Raw genomic sequence first — 17000 nt, 5'->3', positions numbered from 1 at the left:
TGCTCCTAAGCGTTGTTATTCTATCTGCTGCTATATTAGCAGATGGTCTTTTCTGCGATGAATTTTTCTACGTGTGCTTCGATTTCAGCTGCTGTCGGTAGCGCCAGTGCTTGCTCGGCCATTGCCTGAACATCAGCAAAATTCGCGTTACGGATAATTTTCTTAATGCGCGGAATTGAGATCCCACTCATGCTGAACTCGTCCAGGCCCATGCCCAACAGAAGCAGGGTTGCACGCTCGTCACCGGCAAGCTCACCGCACATACCTGTCCATTTGCCTTCTTTGTGCGACGCATCGATCACTTGTTTGATCACCGTCAGGACAGCAGGAGACAGTGGGTTATACAGGTGAGAGATCAGCTCATTACCACGGTCAACAGCCAGAGTATACTGGGTTAGGTCGTTTGTACCAATACTAAAGAAATCAACTTCTTTGGCAAGGTGGTGAGCAATCGCTGCTGCCGCTGGTGTTTCCACCATCACACCGATTTGGATGCTTTCGTCAAAGGCCAGGCCTTCAGCACGAAGCTCGGTTTTGTAGGTGTCCAGGGCCGCTTTCAGCTCACGGATCTCTTCAACAGAGATGATCATCGGGAACATGATGCGGATTTTGCCGTGGGCAGAAGCGCGCAGGATACCACGCAGCTGATCACGCAGGATCTCGCGACGATCTAGGCTGATCCGTACGGCACGCCAGCCCAGGAATGGATTCATTTCTTGCGGCAGATCCATGTATGGCAGGTCTTTGTCGCCGCCGATGTCCATGGTGCGGATAATCACGGGCTCGCCGTGCATGGCTTCCGCAACATCTTTATACGCCTGGTACTGCTCTTCTTCGGTTGGCAGTGCGTCGCGATCCATGAACAGGAATTCAGTCCGGTACAGGCCGACGCCTTCACCGCCATTGCGGTTGATGCCGTCGCAGTCTTTCACGGTACCGATGTTGCCGCACACTTCAACTTGCTTGCCGTCTAAAGTGATGGCCGGCAAATCTTTCAGTTTCGCCAGTTCTTCTTTTTCAGCTTGGTGAGCGTCACGGATCGCTTTGAATTTGGTCAGTTCGGCTTCGCTTGGGTTGACGATCACTTCATTGTTAATGGCATCGAGGAGCAGCATATCGCCGTTCTTCACTTTTGCCGTGATGTCATTGGTCCCGACAATCGCCGGCAGCTCCAGCGAGCGGGCCATGATTGACGTGTGAGATGTCCGGCCGCCGATATCGGTGATGAAGCCCAGTACATAGTTCAGGTTGATTTGCGCGGTTTCTGAAGGGGTCAGGTCGTTGGCAACCAGGATCACTTCTTCATTGATCGCGCTCAGATTGACCACATTGATCCCCAGCGCGTTTTTGACCACACGGTTACCGATATCCCGGATATCCGTGGCACGCTCTTTCAGGTATTCGTCATCCAGCGATTCCAGCGTCATGGCTTGCTCTTCGATCACAGAATGAATCGCAAGGTCTGCGGATGCTTTGTTATCTTTAATGAAGGCTATGATTTCTTCTTCCAGCTCTTCATCTTCCAGCAGCATGATGTGACCTTCAAAGATCGCTTCTTTTTCTTCACCAAAGGTGACGCGTGCTTTCTCTTTGATCACTTCCAGTTGTTCGGAAGATTTTTTTCGAGCGTCGAAGAAACGCTGAATTTCGTTCTCGATTTGATCTGCAGCGACAGGAGCCTTGTTTAGAACAATCTCTTCTTCCTGCAGGAGTAGTGCTTTACCGAAAGCAATACCCGGAGATGCCAGGATACCTGAAATCATAGCCTTACCTTAAATTAACTAGAAACTTGGATGTGTGACAAACAGCTGCGAATTAATGCAGTTCGTCCATGAGGGCGACCAGGTGATCGACAGCTTGTTGTGCCTGAGTACCTTCAGCTGAGATGGTCACAACGGTCCCTTTCACCAGACCCAGAGTTTGTAGTTTGAACAGGCTTTTAGCGCTGGCGCTTTTGCCGTTAGAAGTGACAGTGATGTCGGCGTCAAACGCTTTGGCTTCTTTCACGAATTGTGCAGCCGGACGCGTGTGTAGACCATTTTCTGCAGTAATCTCAACTTGCTTCTGATACATTTTTCACCCCGATTCATTTCGTATTTATTTAATATTAACGTAACTGAAAGTAAGCTTAACCCGGATAACCTGTCTTTGCTCACCTGGAGTATAAACTACCCAACAGTTCGGCGTTTTAGCTTAATCCAAGTCAATGTTTTGTGACATTTATGGCATTTCAAGTGTCAAACTGGTCAATAATTGACCTTTTATTTCGACGCTAGAAATAAAACGCAACGGTTTTATATTAAAGCTCAGTGCGAAATGCAACAAAAAAGCCCCCACTGGGGGAGCTTTCAGGTAGTTATCTGACCTCTAACTTTTTAAAGTGTGATCACTGTTGGGTTTCTTTTTCAGTGAAAATACCGGCAAACAGGGCTGTTGAAAGATAGCGCTCACATGAGCTTGGTAGCACAACAACAATGTTCTTACCAGCAAATTCAGGACGTTCTGCGATGCGGTTCGCGGCAACCACGGCGGCGCCAGAAGAAATACCGGCCAGGATCCCTTCTTCTTCCATCAGGCGACGTGCCATGTCGATGGCATCTTCAGAGCTGACTTGCGCAACTTCATCGATCAAATCCAGGTCCAGGTTGCCCGGGATAAAGCCGGCACCGATCCCCTGAATCTTATGCGGTGCAGGTTTGATCTCTTCGCCGTTCAAGGCCTGGGTGATGACCGGAGACTCGGACGGCTCGACGGCAACTGTGGTGATGGCTTTGCCTTTTTGCTGCTTGATAAAGCGGCTCACGCCTGTCAGGGTTCCACCGGTGCCGACACCCGAGACAAACACATCAATGTCACCATCGGTGGCTTCCCAAATTTCAGGGCCGGTGGTTTTTTCATGGATTTCCGGGTTGGCCGGGTTGCTGAACTGTTGCAACAGCAGGTATTTCGCCGGATCCGAGGCCACAATCTCTTCGGCTTTCTCAATGGCGCCTTTCATCCCTTTCGGAGCTTCGGTCAGCACCAAGTTGGCACCCAGCGCCTTGAGCAGCTTGCGGCGCTCCAGGCTCATACTTTCCGGCATGGTCAGCGTTAACTTGTAGCCACGGGCCGCGGCGACAAACGCAAGAGCAATACCGGTATTGCCGCTGGTTGGCTCAACCAGTTCCACGCCTTCTTTCAGCAGACCTTTTTTCTCGGCGTCCCAAATCATGTTGGCACCGATACGGCATTTCACACTGAAGCTTGGGTTACGGGCTTCAACTTTGGCCAGAACGTTACCTTGACTGACACGGTTCAGGCGAACGAGCGGGGTATTACCAATCGTTAGGGAATTATCTTCGTAAATCTTGCTCATGCTGGTCGTTCCTTCGTGACACGTTTAAACAATTAACAGGTTAAGCATAAACCGTGTCTTGAATTTGGAAAGTAATTAATTGTTATATCTTATTGTTATATAGGAGGGAATTGTAAGCAGAAATAAGAAAGAACAACGCCACACTGACTCGAGCAGAATACACGGGTCAGTGCGGCAAGGGGACGTGATTAGTAGTTGCGGAACTGGCCGCGGTAATGGTCGACCCACATGGCGGTGGCGCCGCACACCGCAATCGGCATCACCACCAGGTTCAGGAGTGGCGTCATGGTAAAGAGCATGACCAGCGTGCCAAAGCCCAGAGACTTGCCGCGTTTTTGCTTCAGGGCATCACGCATGGCCGGAAACGGCACTTTGTGGTTATCGAACGGGTAGTCCGCATATTGAATGCTCATCATCCAGGCACTGAACAAAAACCAGAGCACCGGACCGATGGTCTGGCCGATGGCCGGAATCCACATCAGGATCAGCAGCCCGATGGCCTTGGGGAGGTAGTATTTCAGTTTGACCCATTCCCGGTGCATGATGCGCGGCAAGTCTTTGAGGATCGCGCGCAGTCCGGCATCCGGTGCTTTGGCGCCGGTCAGCTTGGCTTCCAGGTGTTCGGCCAGCAGGCCGTTAAAGGGCGCGGCAATCCAATTGGCAATGGTGCTGAAAAAGTAAGAAAACGTGACCAGTGCGGCAATTGCCAGCAGTGGCCAGAGCAGGTATGAGAGCCAGTCGAGCCAGGTTGGCAGGGCAGACATCCAGCTGTTGATCCAGTCATCCAGTTGCATCAGGACATACGTAAAGGCGCTGCCGAACAGCAGAATATTAATGAGTAACGGCATGAGCACGAAGCGGCGGGTGCCGGGCTGCATGGCCAGGGACATGCCCTTGAAAAAATAGCCGGCTCCGGTATGTGGCTGTTGGGCCATGGACTGTGACATCGGGTTCTCCTCTGAATGTACCGACGGATGATGCAAAATGCGGATCAGCAACAGGTGGAAGCATGTTAACGGTGAGCCGGGTTGTGAAGCAAATCCCATCTTGGCGTCATGGCTCATAAAAGTCGGAAAATCCAATTTCCAGGCTGAAATTTGCGCGATTTTGTGCTCAGGAGCACTATCTTGCCGGAATCGCAATAATCGTCTTCTCTTTCTGATTTGAGTTTTGGTACATTAGAGCCCATTCCTTTAATTATCTGCGCGGTACTGGCAAGGTGGTTAAAGGAATCGAGCAAATCGGTTGAGGTGATCTTTCAAGTGAGGGCGTTTCGCCGGGTTGCCTGAGTCATAGTCATGGTCATAATCCCTGTTACGGGGAAAGAGTAAAGTCAGAGTATTCATATGCAGGAATTGCGTCTGGTCCTTATTATTGTCGGCGCCCTGGCGATCGCAGCCTTATTGCTGCATGGCCTGTGGAGTAGCCGGAAGGAAAAACCCGCTAAGTTTGGCGAAAAGCCGCTGGGAAAGCTGGGTGAAGAAAGCAGTGTTGATGCTGACGGATTTGATCAGGATGGTGTCGGCAGCGTGCGAGTAGTTCATCCTGACCACCCGAGCCGGGAGAAAGCGTCCCGCAAAGAGCCTGAATTTCATTTCGGCGACAAACCGGAGGCGGATCCGCTGATGGCCCCGGCTCAGCCGGCGCCGCGAACTGAACCGGATCGTCCGGCAATGACGGTGAATGCATCGGCCGCTGCTCCGGAAACACCGCAGACGGCAGCCGCTGTACAGGCTGAGCCGGCGATCGCATCAACGAATTCACATCATTCAGCCGATCCGGCAGTGCCCCAAGCGATGACGCCGGAGTTGATGCCGGACACTACGGAAGCGCAGGTTGAGGTCGTTGTTCAGAAATCTGTTCAGGAATCTGTCCAGGAACCGGCTCAGACCTCTGTGCTGGCGTCTGCTTCGGAGGCGGCACCGGTGTCTGATCCGATAACCGCTCAAACCGCAGAGGGCAGTGCAGCACCGGCACAAACCGAATCTCAAGCTGAATTTGTTGAAGTGCAGGCGAGCTCAGAAGCACTATCGCCAACACCGGAAGTTGACGAAGCAACGATGACGGCTGTCACAAGCGCGGAAGAAACGGTTGCTGAGCCAGTCGTTGATCCGGATGTTCAGGTTGAGGCCGATGTCCAGGCTGTCGCCGACACTGCAGACGAGTCGACAGAAACCCTGCCGCCGGATTATCTGGTGCTGAATGTCCATGCCCGTCGAGGCCAAATTATTCGGGGAAGTGCCCTGTTTAGCTGCCTGGAAGCAAATGGGCTGCTTTTCGGTGAGAATGCGGTGTACCACCGTCATGCTGATCCGGCCGGGACTGGGCCGATCATCTATTCAGTGACCAATATGGTGAATCCGGGCCACTTCCCGGGCCATGATGATCCAGCTTTTGAAACACCGGGGGTGGCATTTTACCTGATGCTGCCATGCCCGGGGCGGGCGGATAATAACTTTAACCAGATGTTGCTGACCGTTCAGCGTGTTGCGGATGAACTGGGGGCCGACATTCTGGATCACGAGCGTGCGCTCATTACGCCACATCGGATTGAGTCGTACCGCGAAAAAGCAAAACGGTACACCCGGGCGTAATCGCAGGTCGTGAATCAATTGGTATGGGCCCCTTCTTGGGGCCTTATTTTTATACGATAGGATTAAGAATGAGTCACGATATTCAGCAGCAACTGACAGCGCTGCGCGAGCAGCTTGCATATCATGGTCACCGGTATTACGTCGAAGACAGTCCGGAAATACCGGATGCCGAATATGACCGCATGATGCAACAATTGCTTGCCCTGGAAGCAATGCACCCGGAGTTGATCACGGCTGACTCGCCAAGCCAGCGGGTGGGCGGCAAGCCGCTGGATGGCTTTAGCGAAGTGCGTCATGAGCTGCCGATGTTGTCTTTGGATAATGCATTCAGTGATGAAGATCTGAAAGCCTTTGAAAAGCGGATGATCGATCGCCTGCCGGCAAGCTATGCACTGACTTTCTGCTGTGAGCCTAAGCTTGATGGCTTGGCGGTCAGCCTGCTGTATGAGAATGGCGTCCTGGTGCAGGCCGCCACGCGCGGGGACGGCACCACCGGGGAAAATATTACCGCCAACGTGCGTACCATTCGCGCGGTGCCGCTCAAGTTACACGGTGAAGGCTGGCCGGCTCGGCTGGAAGTGCGCGGCGAAGTGTTTATGCCGAAGCAGGGCTTTGAAGCGCTCAATGCGAGTGCACAGAAAAAAGGTGAGAAGAGCTTTGTCAATCCGCGCAATGCGGCGGCGGGCAGCCTGCGCCAGCTGGATCCGAAAATTACGGCAACCCGACCGCTGAGTTTCTATGCCTATTCTGTGGGCGTGATGGAAGGCGGGACGCTGGCGGCAGGTCAGTTTGAGCGCCTGATCCAGCTCAAAGGCTGGGGGATCCCCATGTGCCCTGAAAGCCGCCACCTGAGCAGTATTGAGGGCGTCATTGAATATTATCAGGCCATTGGCGAGCGCCGTGGAACCCTGCCTTATGAAATTGACGGGGTGGTGATCAAGGTTGACGATATCGACACGCAGCAGCGCTTAGGGTTCGTTGCCCGGGCACCACGCTGGGCCATTGCCTATAAATTCCCGGCCCAGGAAGAAATTACCCGGCTCAACAATGTTGAGTTTCAGGTGGGGCGAACCGGTGCAATTACACCGGTAGCCAAACTGGAGCCGGTGTTCGTCGGTGGCGTGACCGTCAGTAATGCCACCCTACACAACGCCGATGAGGTGGCCCGTTTAGGGGTGATGATCGGAGATACGGTGATTGTTCGTCGAGCGGGGGATGTGATCCCGCAAATTGTCTCTGTGGTGACATCCAAGCGCCCTGACGATGCCGAAGCGATTGTGTTTCCCTCGGAATGCCCGGTGTGTCAGTCCAAGGTCGAGCGGGTCGAAGGTGAAGCGGTGACACGCTGCTCCGGTGGCTTGTACTGCCGCGCTCAGCGCAAAGAAGCCTTGAAACATTTTGTGTCCCGCAAGGCCCTGGATGTGGATGGTTGCGGTGACAAAGTGATCGAGCAATTGGTGGAGCGGGAGATGGTGACGACTCCGGCTGACTTGTTCACCCTGTCCGCCGGCGTGTTGACGGTACTCGATCGGATGGGGCCGAAATCTGCGCAGAACCTGGTGACGGCGCTGGAAAAATCCAAGCTAACGACCCTGCCGCGTTTTCTGTACTCTCTTGGGATCCGGGAAGTCGGGGAAGCCACTGCAGCGAATCTGGCTAAGCACTTTGAAACCATTGAGGCTTTGAGCCAGGCGACGTTGGAGCAGCTCGTCGAAGTGCCTGATGTCGGGGCCATCGTCGCAGAGCATGTGGTGAACTTTTTCCGGGAAGCGCATAACCTGGAGGTCATCCAGTCCCTGCGTGACGCAGGCGTTCACTGGCCAGCCATTGAAAAGCCGGCAGATGATGCCGAATTGCCACTTGATGGAAAAACGGTCGTCCTGACGGGCTCCTTGTCACAATTGACGCGTGCTGAAGCCAAAGCGGCACTGCAGGAGATGGGGGCCAAAGTGACGGGCAGCGTCTCGAAGAAGACAGATCTGCTGGTTGCGGGTGAAGCGGCCGGTTCCAAACTGGCAAAAGCCCAGGAGCTTGAGATTGAAATTTGGGATGAGCAAGCGCTGGTCGATTTTATGCAGCGCTAATTAATTCGTCGACGCAATTGAATAAAAGTGGCATTGGGGTGACCGGTGCCACTTTTTTATTACCTTTATAATATTCCTTCTACATATTTTTCATCTTAAAAATACCATCCGATCATACTTCGTTCTTGGGTCTTATTTACTTGAAACGAGCTAAGTGATAGATCACTTATTTCTCGAGTGAGATCACGCATTGCAAATGAAGTTTGTATAAGTTGTTGTTACTGTAGGTTATTATTCGTTTTTCGAATTCGCTTGAGCTGGATCACTAACGAAGGAAAAGTTTGCACTGCCTCATATTTTTTAAACAATTAAGTAAGTTGTCGTTGATGTTTTGCGCTGCGAAAGTAGTCTAGTGAGTGAAGTAAATCAGACGTTCTAACGAACGGAACAAATATGATTTAGCGCGGTTTTTCAACGGCGCTGACATATGGGGAGTTGCTTAGTGCCTTCGGCGGCCAACCTTTTAGGCACAGGTAAATCAGCTAGTATTTTTAGGAGTTTTTCCATGGATAAAATGTTTAAGCGTTCGGTATTAAGTGCGGTCGTTGTTGGTGTGATGGCTGGCTCGGCACTTACCGTCACCACAACTGCCCACGCCAGTGGTTTTCTTGATGATTCATCAATGAATGGCTCGGTAAATTTCTTCCTGCGCGATCGTGAGCGTGGTGGGTTCGATGCCGTGAAAAAAGAAGATACGGCTAAAAAACCGAATTTAGATCACGGCTCCATCTTCATGAATTTAGGCTTTAGCTCTGGCTATGTGGGCGATGTGGTCGGCTTGGACCTCAATGTCTACAGTACATTTGATATGTGGCAAAACTCTTCGCCAGACCATGAAATGAATTTCTGGAATGTCAGTGGTCCATACGGTAGTGATGGCCCTGCGAACGGTGAATGTCTGGATCAAAAGGGCGATGCCGGTACTGAAAGTAAATGGAATGTTGACTGTAATGAGAATGGGATTAGCTACCAAACAGTTGCGGCCAAGTTTAAATTTGGTGATAGCGCTACTGCAAAATTGGGTTACTTCCAGCCATCGGTACCATCGGCCATTGGCGTAAACTGGAGCTTCGCTGCCGGTTCATACCTTGGGGGGGAAGTTGGGGTGAACCTGGGTGATCTGCAACTGGGTCTTGTGTACGCTGATCGTTATAAAGCACCATGGTTCAAAGATACTTATCAGTTCCAACAGACTGACGGGAGTGATGCAGGTGATGCATACTCAATCGGTGCGCGCTACTCTTTGCCAAGTGGGATCAACATTGATGGTGCGTATGCTGGCCTGACTGACGGTGACCGTAAGACTGCCCACGTGAAAGTGAACTCGACTTCAGACAGCGGCCTGTTCCTCGCGGCTCAGCTGTACGCGATTGATGATGACCAGCAGTACGATAGTACGGCTTACCAGTTCGCACTCATGTCCGGTAATTCATTTGGCCCATATTCGGTCCGTGCAGAAGCAACTTATACGGTTGCTGATGGTAAGGATGACAGCGCTATGGCAGATTTTGCGTATCGCCTGACCAAGCAATACGGTGGCTCGAACGGGACTTACGATGTATGGTGGAACAACCGCTCTGACTTCAACCACGATGGTGAACTGGCGCTCTTCGGCTCGCTGTCACGTGACTTCAGCGATATCGGCGCACCTGGATTCTCAGCTGGTATCTCCGCTGCTATGGGTGTCGCCTCTTCTGATGTCGCTGGCCTGGATGACCTGTCAGAATACGCCGGGAGCATCTTCGCCAACTATGCGATTTCAAACGGTGCTCTGGAAGGTGCGAATGTTGGCTTCCACTACACTGAGTACGTCAATGACACTGAAACAGATAACTGGACTGGCTGGACAAACTTGTTCCAGGACGAAACAGATATCAAAGTAACGCTGTCAATTCCTTATACAATCAAGTAATTCGTTACTGAATTGACGGAGCCGGGCCATGTGCCCGGCTTTTTTATTGTGAACGACTCACGCTGTCGAGCTGGGGGCTACCGAGCGATTGGCAGCATAAAATGCCGCTCATGAACCCAGTATCAAGGTTGAGATAAACCATTTCTTTGTTTTAAAAAATAATTGTTTGGCATCAAAGTACTCTAAAGCGTGACCTATACTCCAAACTGATGTGATTGCCTGATTAAGTGAGGTTGTATGAAAGCATTCGTTACAAGTATGGTGGTACTGCTGATGTCACTTTCTTCTGCCTGGGCACTGGCCAGTAATAATCAAGGCTCTGGTGGGCAGCCGAGTATGCCGATCTACCGCTGTGTGATTGATGTGGATGGCAAAACGACCCAACAATGGGTGCCGCATCATATTTGCCAGCAAAAAGGTGGTAAAACGATCTTTTGATAACTTTTGGCCAAAGACTTTTGAGTTCTTGAGCCACTATCGCGGGTGTGGGAAGCAGCTTTGGCTGTTTTCTACATCCCCCATCTCCTGATGCTCGCCTTCTTTTCCTCAATGCTGTTGCTCCGTGACAGTTTGTACTCTCGATTCACAATGCTAAAATAGCGGCCATCTTTAGTAAGGCAGTGATTTTGCTGCCAGATGCATCTTCTTTCATTTAGGTATTTCAGATGACGGTGAAAACTCGCTTCGCACCGAGCCCGACAGGCTTTTTACATGTGGGTGGTGCTCGTACAGCGCTGTACTCTTGGCTATTTGCAAAACACATGGGCGGTGAATTCGTCCTGCGTATTGAAGACACGGATCTCGAGCGTTCGACTCAGGAAGCGATTGACGCCATTTTGGAAGGAATGGCGTGGCTTGGCCTGACTTGGGATGAGGGTCCTTACTACCAGACTAAGCGTTTTGACCGTTACAACCAGTTGATTGACCAACTGCTGGCGGAAGACAAGGCGTATAAGTGTTACTGCCCGAAAGAGCTGCTGGATGAAATCCGTGAAGCACAAATGGCGGCAGGCGTGAAGCCGCGCTACGATGCCAATCATCCGAAAGTGATCGCGGCGAACGATGCTGCGACTGAAGACAGCCCGTTTGTGATCCGTTTCCGCAATCCGAAGGAAGGGACCGTCGTCTTCAATGATCACGTGCGTGGCCGAATTGAAATTGCCAACAGTGAGCTGGATGATCTGATCATTCGCCGTACCGATGGCAGCCCAACCTATAACTTCTGTGTGGTGGTTGATGATTGGGATATGGGGATCACCCAGGTTGTCCGTGGGGAAGACCATATCAACAATACGCCGCGCCAGATCAACATTTATCAGGCTCTGGGTGCACCGGTCCCTGAGTTTGCCCACTGTGCCATGATCCTGGGCGATGATGGTACCAAGCTGTCCAAACGCCACGGCGCTGTCAGCGTGATGCAGTACCGCGATGAGGGTTACCTGCCGCAGGCGCTGCTGAACTACCTGGTTCGTCTGGGTTGGTCTCACGGCGATCAGGAAATTTTCTCGCTGGAAGAGATGATCAAGCTGTTCAGCCTGGATTCGATCAGCAAGTCAGCTTCAGCGTTTAATACCGATAAGCTGCTGTGGTTGAACAACCACTATATCAAATCATCCGATCCAGCCTATGTTGCTACTTACCTGCAATGGCACCTGGATCAGAAGGAAATTGATACGGCAAACGGCCCGGCTGTGACCGATGTGATCCAACTGGTGGGTGAGCGTTGCAATACCCTGATTGAACTGGCCGAGCAGTCTCGTTATTTCTATCAGGACTTCAGCGAGTTTGAAGCAGGTGCAGCGAAGAAACACCTGCGTCCGGTTGCGAAAGAAGCGCTGGAACTGGCACTGGCCAAAGTTGAAGCGTTGGAAGCCTGGACGACAGAGAATCTGCATGCTGTGATCCAAGATACCTGTACCGAGCTGGAGTTGGGTATGGGTAAAGTTGGGATGCCGCTGCGTGTTGCCGTGACCGGTCAGGGTCAGTCTCCATCGGTTGATGCGGTGATGACGCTGGTCGGCAAGGCGCGTGTTGTTGCCCGGATCAAGATGGCATTGGCATTCATCGCGGCGCGCGAAGTGAACGCTTAAGTCGTTTGCTTTCGTGTTGTCGATTGAAAGAGCGGGAGCGTGTGAGACGTTCCCGCTTTTTTAGTGCTGGCGAGTGCGTTCAGGGTGGATAGTCTCGTGGGTTCTGTGAGCTGGTTTGCAAATTCAGCGTGCCGCCACCGTGCATAAGACATATCTATTGACATGAAATTGTTATGTTTTTAAGATTGCTGACGTCTTATGGGGCTATAGCTCAGCTGGGAGAGCGCTTGCATGGCATGCAAGAGGTCAGCGGTTCGATCCCGCTTAGCTCCACCAAATTATCCCAGGTTTGGTTCTGCCGAATGCAGTCACCAAACCCCACAAAAAACCTCGCTTAATCGCGGGGTTTTTTGTTTTTCGGTGACTGAAGACATTGGTTTGCGGCGCTTAGAAATCCTGTGTTCACCCGCGGTTCGGTGATCATCAGAAGGGAGCGTGCTGGCAAGGGAATCGCGTGTGAAAAAATTCAGGCTTGGCGGATGAGGGGTGGCGCTCCCTGCAGGAGTCGAACCTGCGGCCTTCCCCTTAGGAGGGGGACGCTCTATCCGGCTGAGCTAAGGGAGCCTTGTCCGCAAAGGACGCCGCCATTATACCTAAAATCCGCCATTTTTTAAGCGCTTATTGCTAGCGCGGTCGTTGCTTGGTCAGTAAATCACCAGGCTGAATGCTGCTCGCCAGATCCGGCTGCTGGACCGTCAGCTCGGCAGATTTCTCATACACGCGCTCCACCTGCAACGTAATCTCGGTCTGAACCATCCGGTTACGCGGAATGCCTTGTTGATCAATAAAGCCGGCACTGTGCCAGAGCGCTAACTGATCGCCTCGTTTTACCCCGTGGATCCGGCCGACGTTCACCTGAACATTGGTGCCGAAGACATTGACCACTTCCGGCAAGCTGGTACGGCAGGACAGGGCGTTCTCCAAGTCCAGCATCATGTTCCGGCTCACGCGCTGGACCGCCTGCCCGAACGGCGATTGCCAGAACCGGGCACTTTGGGTATCGACATGGCTGGTCCGGGCGAAGGGCCATTGGGCAATTTCGCGGTAGTTTTTTTGCAGCAGCATTTCACCGGTTTTACCATCCATGATCTCCATCGTGGCGGCAAACTGGCGGTTGACTTGATCATCGCTAAACCGATTCTGCTCCAGGGTTGAAGTCAAGTCGGTAATTTGGCCGCTGATAATGTACTGGGCGTCATTATCTTCTGCCAGCATCATCATAGCCGAAGGTTGGCCGGGGTTGACGGCAACCCGAGTGGCGCCAGAGACAACAAAGCTTTGCGAATGGCGGGTAATCTGTCTTTGCAATAAGACGGTAAAGTCGTTGCCGAGCTGATAAATGCCTCCCAACGCCGCATGCTGCGGGGAGATCAGCGAAAAGTTACTCAGCAAGACCCCTTTCTTGTACTGTACTTTGTGGCAAGTATTTGCCGACGGATAAATATCAATGCGAGCGGTCAGGTAATATTTGCCGCTCTGCTGGCCGGACTTGAGAACAACGATATGCCGTACTTCGTTGCCGCTGAATTGATACTCAGTCCGTGCGCTTGACAGATACGGTTTGAGATGGGAAAAACTGGCAATATCAGCTCCGGCGTGGGCCATGGCCTGGTAAACAGCATCTTCCAGCGCATTGGTCCGGGCGTTGTGTTCACTTTCCAGCATCACGGCTGAGCCGGTGACTTCCAGCCAGGCTGCTTGCAGCGGCGTCGAAGCAAAGAGGGCGGGCAGGCAAAGCGTTGTGAGGAAATTGATTAATTTTTTCATTGCGTCTCTAGTTCGGTATGAAAATTGCTTACCACTGTTTAGTGTTAGAAAGTTTGCCGTGTCGGATGATTGACACTCTGACAGCATATGCAAAGAGCGTTCCCGACAGCAGAATCATAGATTCATTGGTAAAGTTTTTCTTTCTTTGAACGATAACAGGCTACAAGGCTATTTTCACCCGGAGCTGGCAAGAATGAAAAAATGGATAGTCCTGATACTGGCAGCGATGACTGTATCTTGCTCATACTCTCCGATCTATAACGGTAAAGAGCCGTATATGGGGAGTGCTTTCCTGCTGAAGGAGACGCCGCGTCATACCATGGACTTCTTCATTGAAGGGCTGACTGAGCAACTGCTGACGTCAAATCAATATCTGAGCGCCAAAACCCCGCTGGCGGTAACCTCTTTTGTCGATCTGCAGGAGATGAACGAAACCAACTGGCTCGGGAATTCGGTTACCGAAGGATTTATGTATCAGATGCAGCAACGCGGATTTACCGTGGTTGATTACAAGGCGACCGGGGCAATCAAAGTGACCCCGGACGGTGATTTTGCGATCAGCCGTAACTGGCGTGATTTGGTCGGGGAGCAGCCGGTTGATTATGTCCTGACCGGGACCATGCTGCGCCAGGGCGCCGGTGTTCTGATCAATGCCCGGATTATCGGGATGCGCTCACGGGTGGTCATTGCGTCAGCGCAGGGGTTCCTGCCGGCTGATCGGATTGGACGTGACCTGGATACTTTGAATAAAATGCGACTCCAGAACGGCGTCATTATTCGAAATGATGCGACGACCTTCGACCGAAATACTGTGATTCTGAAACCCTAGGAGTTGATATGCGCTACTGGTTTGTGCTGCTTGTAACCCTGCTGGTGGGATGTCAGCCGTTAACGGAAATCCGTAATGAGAATCTGATCACCGCCGTGGGCTATGCCTCGATAAGCGAGCAACGTGGCAGTACACTGGAAGAGAAACGTGTCCGGGCGATGCGGGCCTCAAAAATCGATGCCTACCGTGAGTTGACAGAGCAGGTCTACGGTATGCGGATCAGCGCCAGAGCGGGCATGGAAGATCAACAATTGGGGATTGAGCGAACGGACGGGGCCGTGGATGGCATTATCCGTGGTGCGGAAGTGATCCGCAGCTATCCGGTCGGTGATAGCTTTGTGACGGAGATGCAGCTGGATCTGAGCAAAATGGATCGGATGAAAGCGCACGGTGAAGTGTTCCATGTACCGACCAATCAGGAAACTCTTTTTTAATTCCCCAGCGAAGCTTCCCTCCTGAAATCGGCCACAGGCTATTTTCTCGGCCGAGAATTTAGCCTGCTCCAAGGCACCATTACCTTAGTGAGTTTACCTTAGCGAGTGAGCGCGTGGCTCTTATGTCAGGCGCTCCAACTCCGTCGTGGATTGTTCTCCTGCACTCATCGCCAGATCTATTCCGTTGCGTTCGGAGCCATTGTCCGCATTCCGGCTTTTGGGCGGTCGGAAGGTTGGGATGGCGAAGAGAAGATTTACGTTGAACCGGCTGGAAGGGTCAGGACAGCAGGCGATCAGGCCTTGATATTGGTGCCCAGGGAGCGGACATTCTGTGCGACACCGCTGCTGTTGTAGGTCATCTGCTGTTTGCCGCGGCTTTGCTGAAACAAGTTATTGAGCTTGTGAAAACTGAGTTGTGCGCGTTGCAGGGCTTCGCCATTGACCTCGTTGATTTCCTTGCATCGTGCCACGGTGGTTTTGATCAGGCTGACCTTCTCCGCCAGCTCAGGGTTTTCCGTCAGTTGCTGGCGATGGGCATGGCTGGCAATCAGGTGATCCTGTTGCTGAACCTGGTTGAGCAGGGCCAGCTTGTCCGTGGCAAGGCGGGCAATATCCGTCGACTTTCGCGTCACGATCGCAGCCTTTTCCTGCTCAAGCAGGCGACTGAGTGATTCCAGCGTTGCCAGTTGCAATGCCAGAAGTTGTTCAATGCTTTGCGCCATAACCGATTGCTTCGCCATTCAGATAAGACTGCCGTGTGATAGACTCGCGCCCAATTACAGGCCGCGTAATTCGTCTTCGAATTTAAGCATGTTCGATGCCAGTTTTTCAGCATCAACTTTGTAAGCGCCATTGGCAATGGCATCTTTAATCGCAGCAACCTTGGCGCTGTCAAAGCTGGGCTCGGCGGCAAGTTGTTGGTGAATTTGACCCACGGCTTTCCCTTGTGAGCTGAGCGAAACGGCGTCTTTCTGGGGACTGCCAATTCCTTGGGACTGCTGGTTTTTCGCAGTCGATGCTGCCGCATTTGACACGTTACCGCCTGCGCTGCGGGTAGTGGTCATCAGATGGCCAGCGCGGAGCTGATCAATACTTGCCATAGTAAAAGCCTTTGCTCAAAAAACTAGATACAGCCACTACATCGGCAGCCCTTGGGATAACTTTAGCATTTTTTAAAAGCGAACAGTGACTTCACCGACGCCGGTGATCACCCCGTCGACGATGCGTTTGGATTTGCTGTTCTGAACCCGGATTTGCTCCCCGAGGGAGCCGTCGGACAGGGCGGTGCCTTTGGTGATCACATTGAACCCGCTGTGGCCGGCCTTGATCAGCACCACATCGTTGCGGCACACCAGGCAAATATCGTTGCCTTCAATCGCTTCGCCAATATTAACATTGCGCTTCACTTTAGAGCCAATGATTTGTTCCGGGGCATCGAACAGCACCCCGCGCTGAAAACGGGCCTCAACCAACCGAACGTCGAGATCGGCACCGGTCAGCACGGCGCCGCGTGCCAGCGGCTTGATTGCCACGACCCGAGGCAATAAGAGTTGCGTCTGAACGGGGACGTAAACCTGCCAGTCATCGGTCGGACATCGGACCAGAACGGTAATATTACCGCTCAAGGACTGCTTTCCCGGAACCGACACATCCAGCGGGGCGGCACAGTGACTGAGTTTTAATCGCGAGTCCAAATTGGCCGCTTTAACCGTCAGTTGACCCTTTGACGGCTTATCAACAATTGTCTTTACGTATTCTTCAGCGGTATGCTGGACCATATCGAGCGGATTTTGGGTCTCAGCTGACACAAAAGGGCTAAAGAAAATGGCTGTAAGGCCGAAAAGCAGAGACAAGAGTGTGAAATGTGTTCTTTGGGTCACGGTTTTTACTCTTTAATGCAAAGTCGAAGGGGCTACAATTAGCCTCGAGCTGATC

Annotated in this window: 15 protein-coding genes and 2 tRNA genes; 8 read left to right on the top strand and 9 right to left on the bottom strand. The window is 52.1% G+C overall.

Annotated features, from left to right (window positions below; all coding sequences use genetic code 11):
- Positions 1 to 35 precede the first annotated feature (35 nt).
- The 4 genes from ptsI to cysZ form a co-directional block, all read right to left on the bottom strand.
- Positions 36 to 1763, bottom strand: a complete 1728-nt coding sequence (gene ptsI / locus NH461_RS12525; protein ID WP_261600671.1) for a phosphoenolpyruvate-protein phosphotransferase PtsI — start codon at positions 1761 to 1763, stop codon at positions 36 to 38.
- Between the two features lie 52 nt (positions 1764 to 1815).
- Positions 1816 to 2073, bottom strand: coding sequence for a phosphocarrier protein Hpr (gene ptsH / locus NH461_RS12520; protein ID WP_261600670.1), 258 nt, complete (start codon positions 2071 to 2073; stop codon positions 1816 to 1818).
- Between the two features lie 313 nt (positions 2074 to 2386).
- On the bottom strand, positions 2387 to 3355 hold the full coding sequence (gene cysK / locus NH461_RS12515; RefSeq protein ID WP_261600669.1) for a cysteine synthase A: 969 nt from the start codon (positions 3353 to 3355) through the stop codon (positions 2387 to 2389).
- 188 nt (positions 3356 to 3543) lie between these two features.
- Entirely contained in the window at positions 3544 to 4302 is a 759-nt protein-coding gene (cysZ, locus tag NH461_RS12510) for a sulfate transporter CysZ (protein ID WP_261600668.1), read from the bottom strand.
- Between the two features lie 399 nt (positions 4303 to 4701).
- On the opposite strand from cysZ, the gene zipA reads away from it, so the two are divergent.
- The 6 genes from zipA (at position 4702) to NH461_RS12480 (ending at position 12311) form a co-directional block, all read left to right on the top strand.
- Entirely contained in the window at positions 4702 to 5949 is a 1248-nt protein-coding gene (gene zipA, locus NH461_RS12505; protein WP_261600667.1) for a cell division protein ZipA, read from the top strand.
- 68 nt (positions 5950 to 6017) lie between these two features.
- The gene (gene ligA / locus NH461_RS12500; RefSeq protein WP_261600666.1) at positions 6018 to 8033 is read left to right on the top strand and encodes an NAD-dependent DNA ligase LigA; all 2016 of its coding nucleotides are present in this window, start codon (positions 6018 to 6020) and stop codon (positions 8031 to 8033) included.
- Positions 8034 to 8538: 505 nt separating this feature from the next.
- Positions 8539 to 9945 (top strand): OprD family porin, encoded by a 1407-nt coding sequence (locus tag NH461_RS12495; RefSeq protein ID WP_261600665.1) that lies wholly within the window; start codon positions 8539 to 8541, stop codon positions 9943 to 9945.
- A 237-nt stretch (positions 9946 to 10182) separates the two neighbouring features.
- Complete coding sequence (locus NH461_RS12490) at positions 10183 to 10383, top strand: hypothetical protein (protein WP_261600664.1); 201 nt, start codon at positions 10183 to 10185, stop codon at positions 10381 to 10383.
- A gap of 227 nt (positions 10384 to 10610) precedes the next feature.
- Positions 10611 to 12035, top strand: coding sequence for a glutamate--tRNA ligase (gene gltX, locus NH461_RS12485; protein ID WP_261600663.1), 1425 nt, complete (start codon positions 10611 to 10613; stop codon positions 12033 to 12035).
- 200 nt (positions 12036 to 12235) lie between these two features.
- A tRNA-Ala gene (locus NH461_RS12480) sits at positions 12236 to 12311 on the top strand.
- A 211-nt stretch (positions 12312 to 12522) separates the two neighbouring features.
- Here NH461_RS12480 and NH461_RS12475 read toward each other — a convergent pair.
- Together NH461_RS12475 and NH461_RS12470 are read right to left on the bottom strand one after the other, a co-directional pair.
- Positions 12523 to 12599: transfer RNA gene (locus tag NH461_RS12475), tRNA-Arg, on the bottom strand.
- 60 nt (positions 12600 to 12659) lie between these two features.
- Positions 12660 to 13802: a flagellar assembly protein FlgT gene (locus NH461_RS12470; protein ID WP_261600662.1), complete on the bottom strand. Its 1143-nt coding sequence runs from the start codon at positions 13800 to 13802 to the stop codon at positions 12660 to 12662.
- 193 nt (positions 13803 to 13995) lie between these two features.
- On the opposite strand from NH461_RS12470, the gene NH461_RS12465 reads away from it, so the two are divergent.
- Positions 13996 to 14631, top strand: coding sequence for a FlgO family outer membrane protein (locus NH461_RS12465; protein ID WP_261600661.1), 636 nt, complete (start codon positions 13996 to 13998; stop codon positions 14629 to 14631).
- An 8-nt stretch (positions 14632 to 14639) separates the two neighbouring features.
- Positions 14640 to 15065 carry an LPP20 family lipoprotein gene (locus NH461_RS12460; protein WP_261600660.1) on the top strand — a complete coding sequence of 142 codons (426 nt, stop codon included), beginning with the start codon at positions 14640 to 14642 and terminating at the stop codon, positions 15063 to 15065.
- Between the two features lie 293 nt (positions 15066 to 15358).
- On the opposite strand, the gene NH461_RS12455 is transcribed toward NH461_RS12460, so the two are convergent.
- The 3 genes from NH461_RS12455 to flgA all read right to left on the bottom strand — a co-directional run bounded on the left by NH461_RS12455 (position 15359) and on the right by flgA (position 16843).
- Positions 15359 to 15787, bottom strand: a complete 429-nt coding sequence (locus NH461_RS12455) for a flagella synthesis protein FlgN (RefSeq protein WP_261600659.1) — start codon at positions 15785 to 15787, stop codon at positions 15359 to 15361.
- 54 nt (positions 15788 to 15841) lie between these two features.
- Positions 15842 to 16165 carry a flagellar biosynthesis anti-sigma factor FlgM gene (gene flgM / locus NH461_RS12450; protein ID WP_261600658.1) on the bottom strand — a complete coding sequence of 108 codons (324 nt, stop codon included), beginning with the start codon at positions 16163 to 16165 and terminating at the stop codon, positions 15842 to 15844.
- 72 nt (positions 16166 to 16237) lie between these two features.
- Positions 16238 to 16843 (bottom strand): flagellar basal body P-ring formation chaperone FlgA, encoded by a 606-nt coding sequence (gene flgA, locus NH461_RS12445; protein ID WP_261600657.1) that lies wholly within the window; start codon positions 16841 to 16843, stop codon positions 16238 to 16240.
- Positions 16844 to 17000 lie beyond the last annotated feature (157 nt).

This window comes from Photobacterium sp. TY1-4 (assembly GCF_025398175.1).
Lineage (GTDB): Bacteria > Pseudomonadota > Gammaproteobacteria > Enterobacterales > Vibrionaceae > Photobacterium.
Note: the sequence above shows the minus strand (reverse complement) of the source record. Positions and strands in the feature narration are given on the sequence as shown.

Coding starts and splice junctions, on each gene's coding strand:
- ptsI (WP_261600671.1), bottom strand. CDS start 1,763: ATGATTTCAGGTATCCTGGCATCTCCGGGTATTGCTTTCGGTAAAGCA.
- ptsH (WP_261600670.1), bottom strand. CDS start 2,073: ATGTATCAGAAGCAAGTTGAGATTACTGCAGAAAATGGTCTACACACG.
- cysK (WP_261600669.1), bottom strand. CDS start 3,355: ATGAGCAAGATTTACGAAGATAATTCCCTAACGATTGGTAATACCCCG.
- cysZ (WP_261600668.1), bottom strand. CDS start 4,302: ATGTCACAGTCCATGGCCCAACAGCCACATACCGGAGCCGGCTATTTT.
- zipA (WP_261600667.1), top strand. CDS start 4,702: ATGCAGGAATTGCGTCTGGTCCTTATTATTGTCGGCGCCCTGGCGATC.
- ligA (WP_261600666.1), top strand. CDS start 6,018: ATGAGTCACGATATTCAGCAGCAACTGACAGCGCTGCGCGAGCAGCTT.
- NH461_RS12495 (WP_261600665.1), top strand. CDS start 8,539: ATGGATAAAATGTTTAAGCGTTCGGTATTAAGTGCGGTCGTTGTTGGT.
- NH461_RS12490 (WP_261600664.1), top strand. CDS start 10,183: ATGAAAGCATTCGTTACAAGTATGGTGGTACTGCTGATGTCACTTTCT.
- gltX (WP_261600663.1), top strand. CDS start 10,611: ATGACGGTGAAAACTCGCTTCGCACCGAGCCCGACAGGCTTTTTACAT.
- NH461_RS12470 (WP_261600662.1), bottom strand. CDS start 13,802: ATGAAAAAATTAATCAATTTCCTCACAACGCTTTGCCTGCCCGCCCTC.
- NH461_RS12465 (WP_261600661.1), top strand. CDS start 13,996: ATGAAAAAATGGATAGTCCTGATACTGGCAGCGATGACTGTATCTTGC.
- NH461_RS12460 (WP_261600660.1), top strand. CDS start 14,640: ATGCGCTACTGGTTTGTGCTGCTTGTAACCCTGCTGGTGGGATGTCAG.
- NH461_RS12455 (WP_261600659.1), bottom strand. CDS start 15,787: ATGGCGCAAAGCATTGAACAACTTCTGGCATTGCAACTGGCAACGCTG.
- flgM (WP_261600658.1), bottom strand. CDS start 16,165: ATGGCAAGTATTGATCAGCTCCGCGCTGGCCATCTGATGACCACTACC.
- flgA (WP_261600657.1), bottom strand. CDS start 16,843: ATGGTCCAGCATACCGCTGAAGAATACGTAAAGACAATTGTTGATAAG.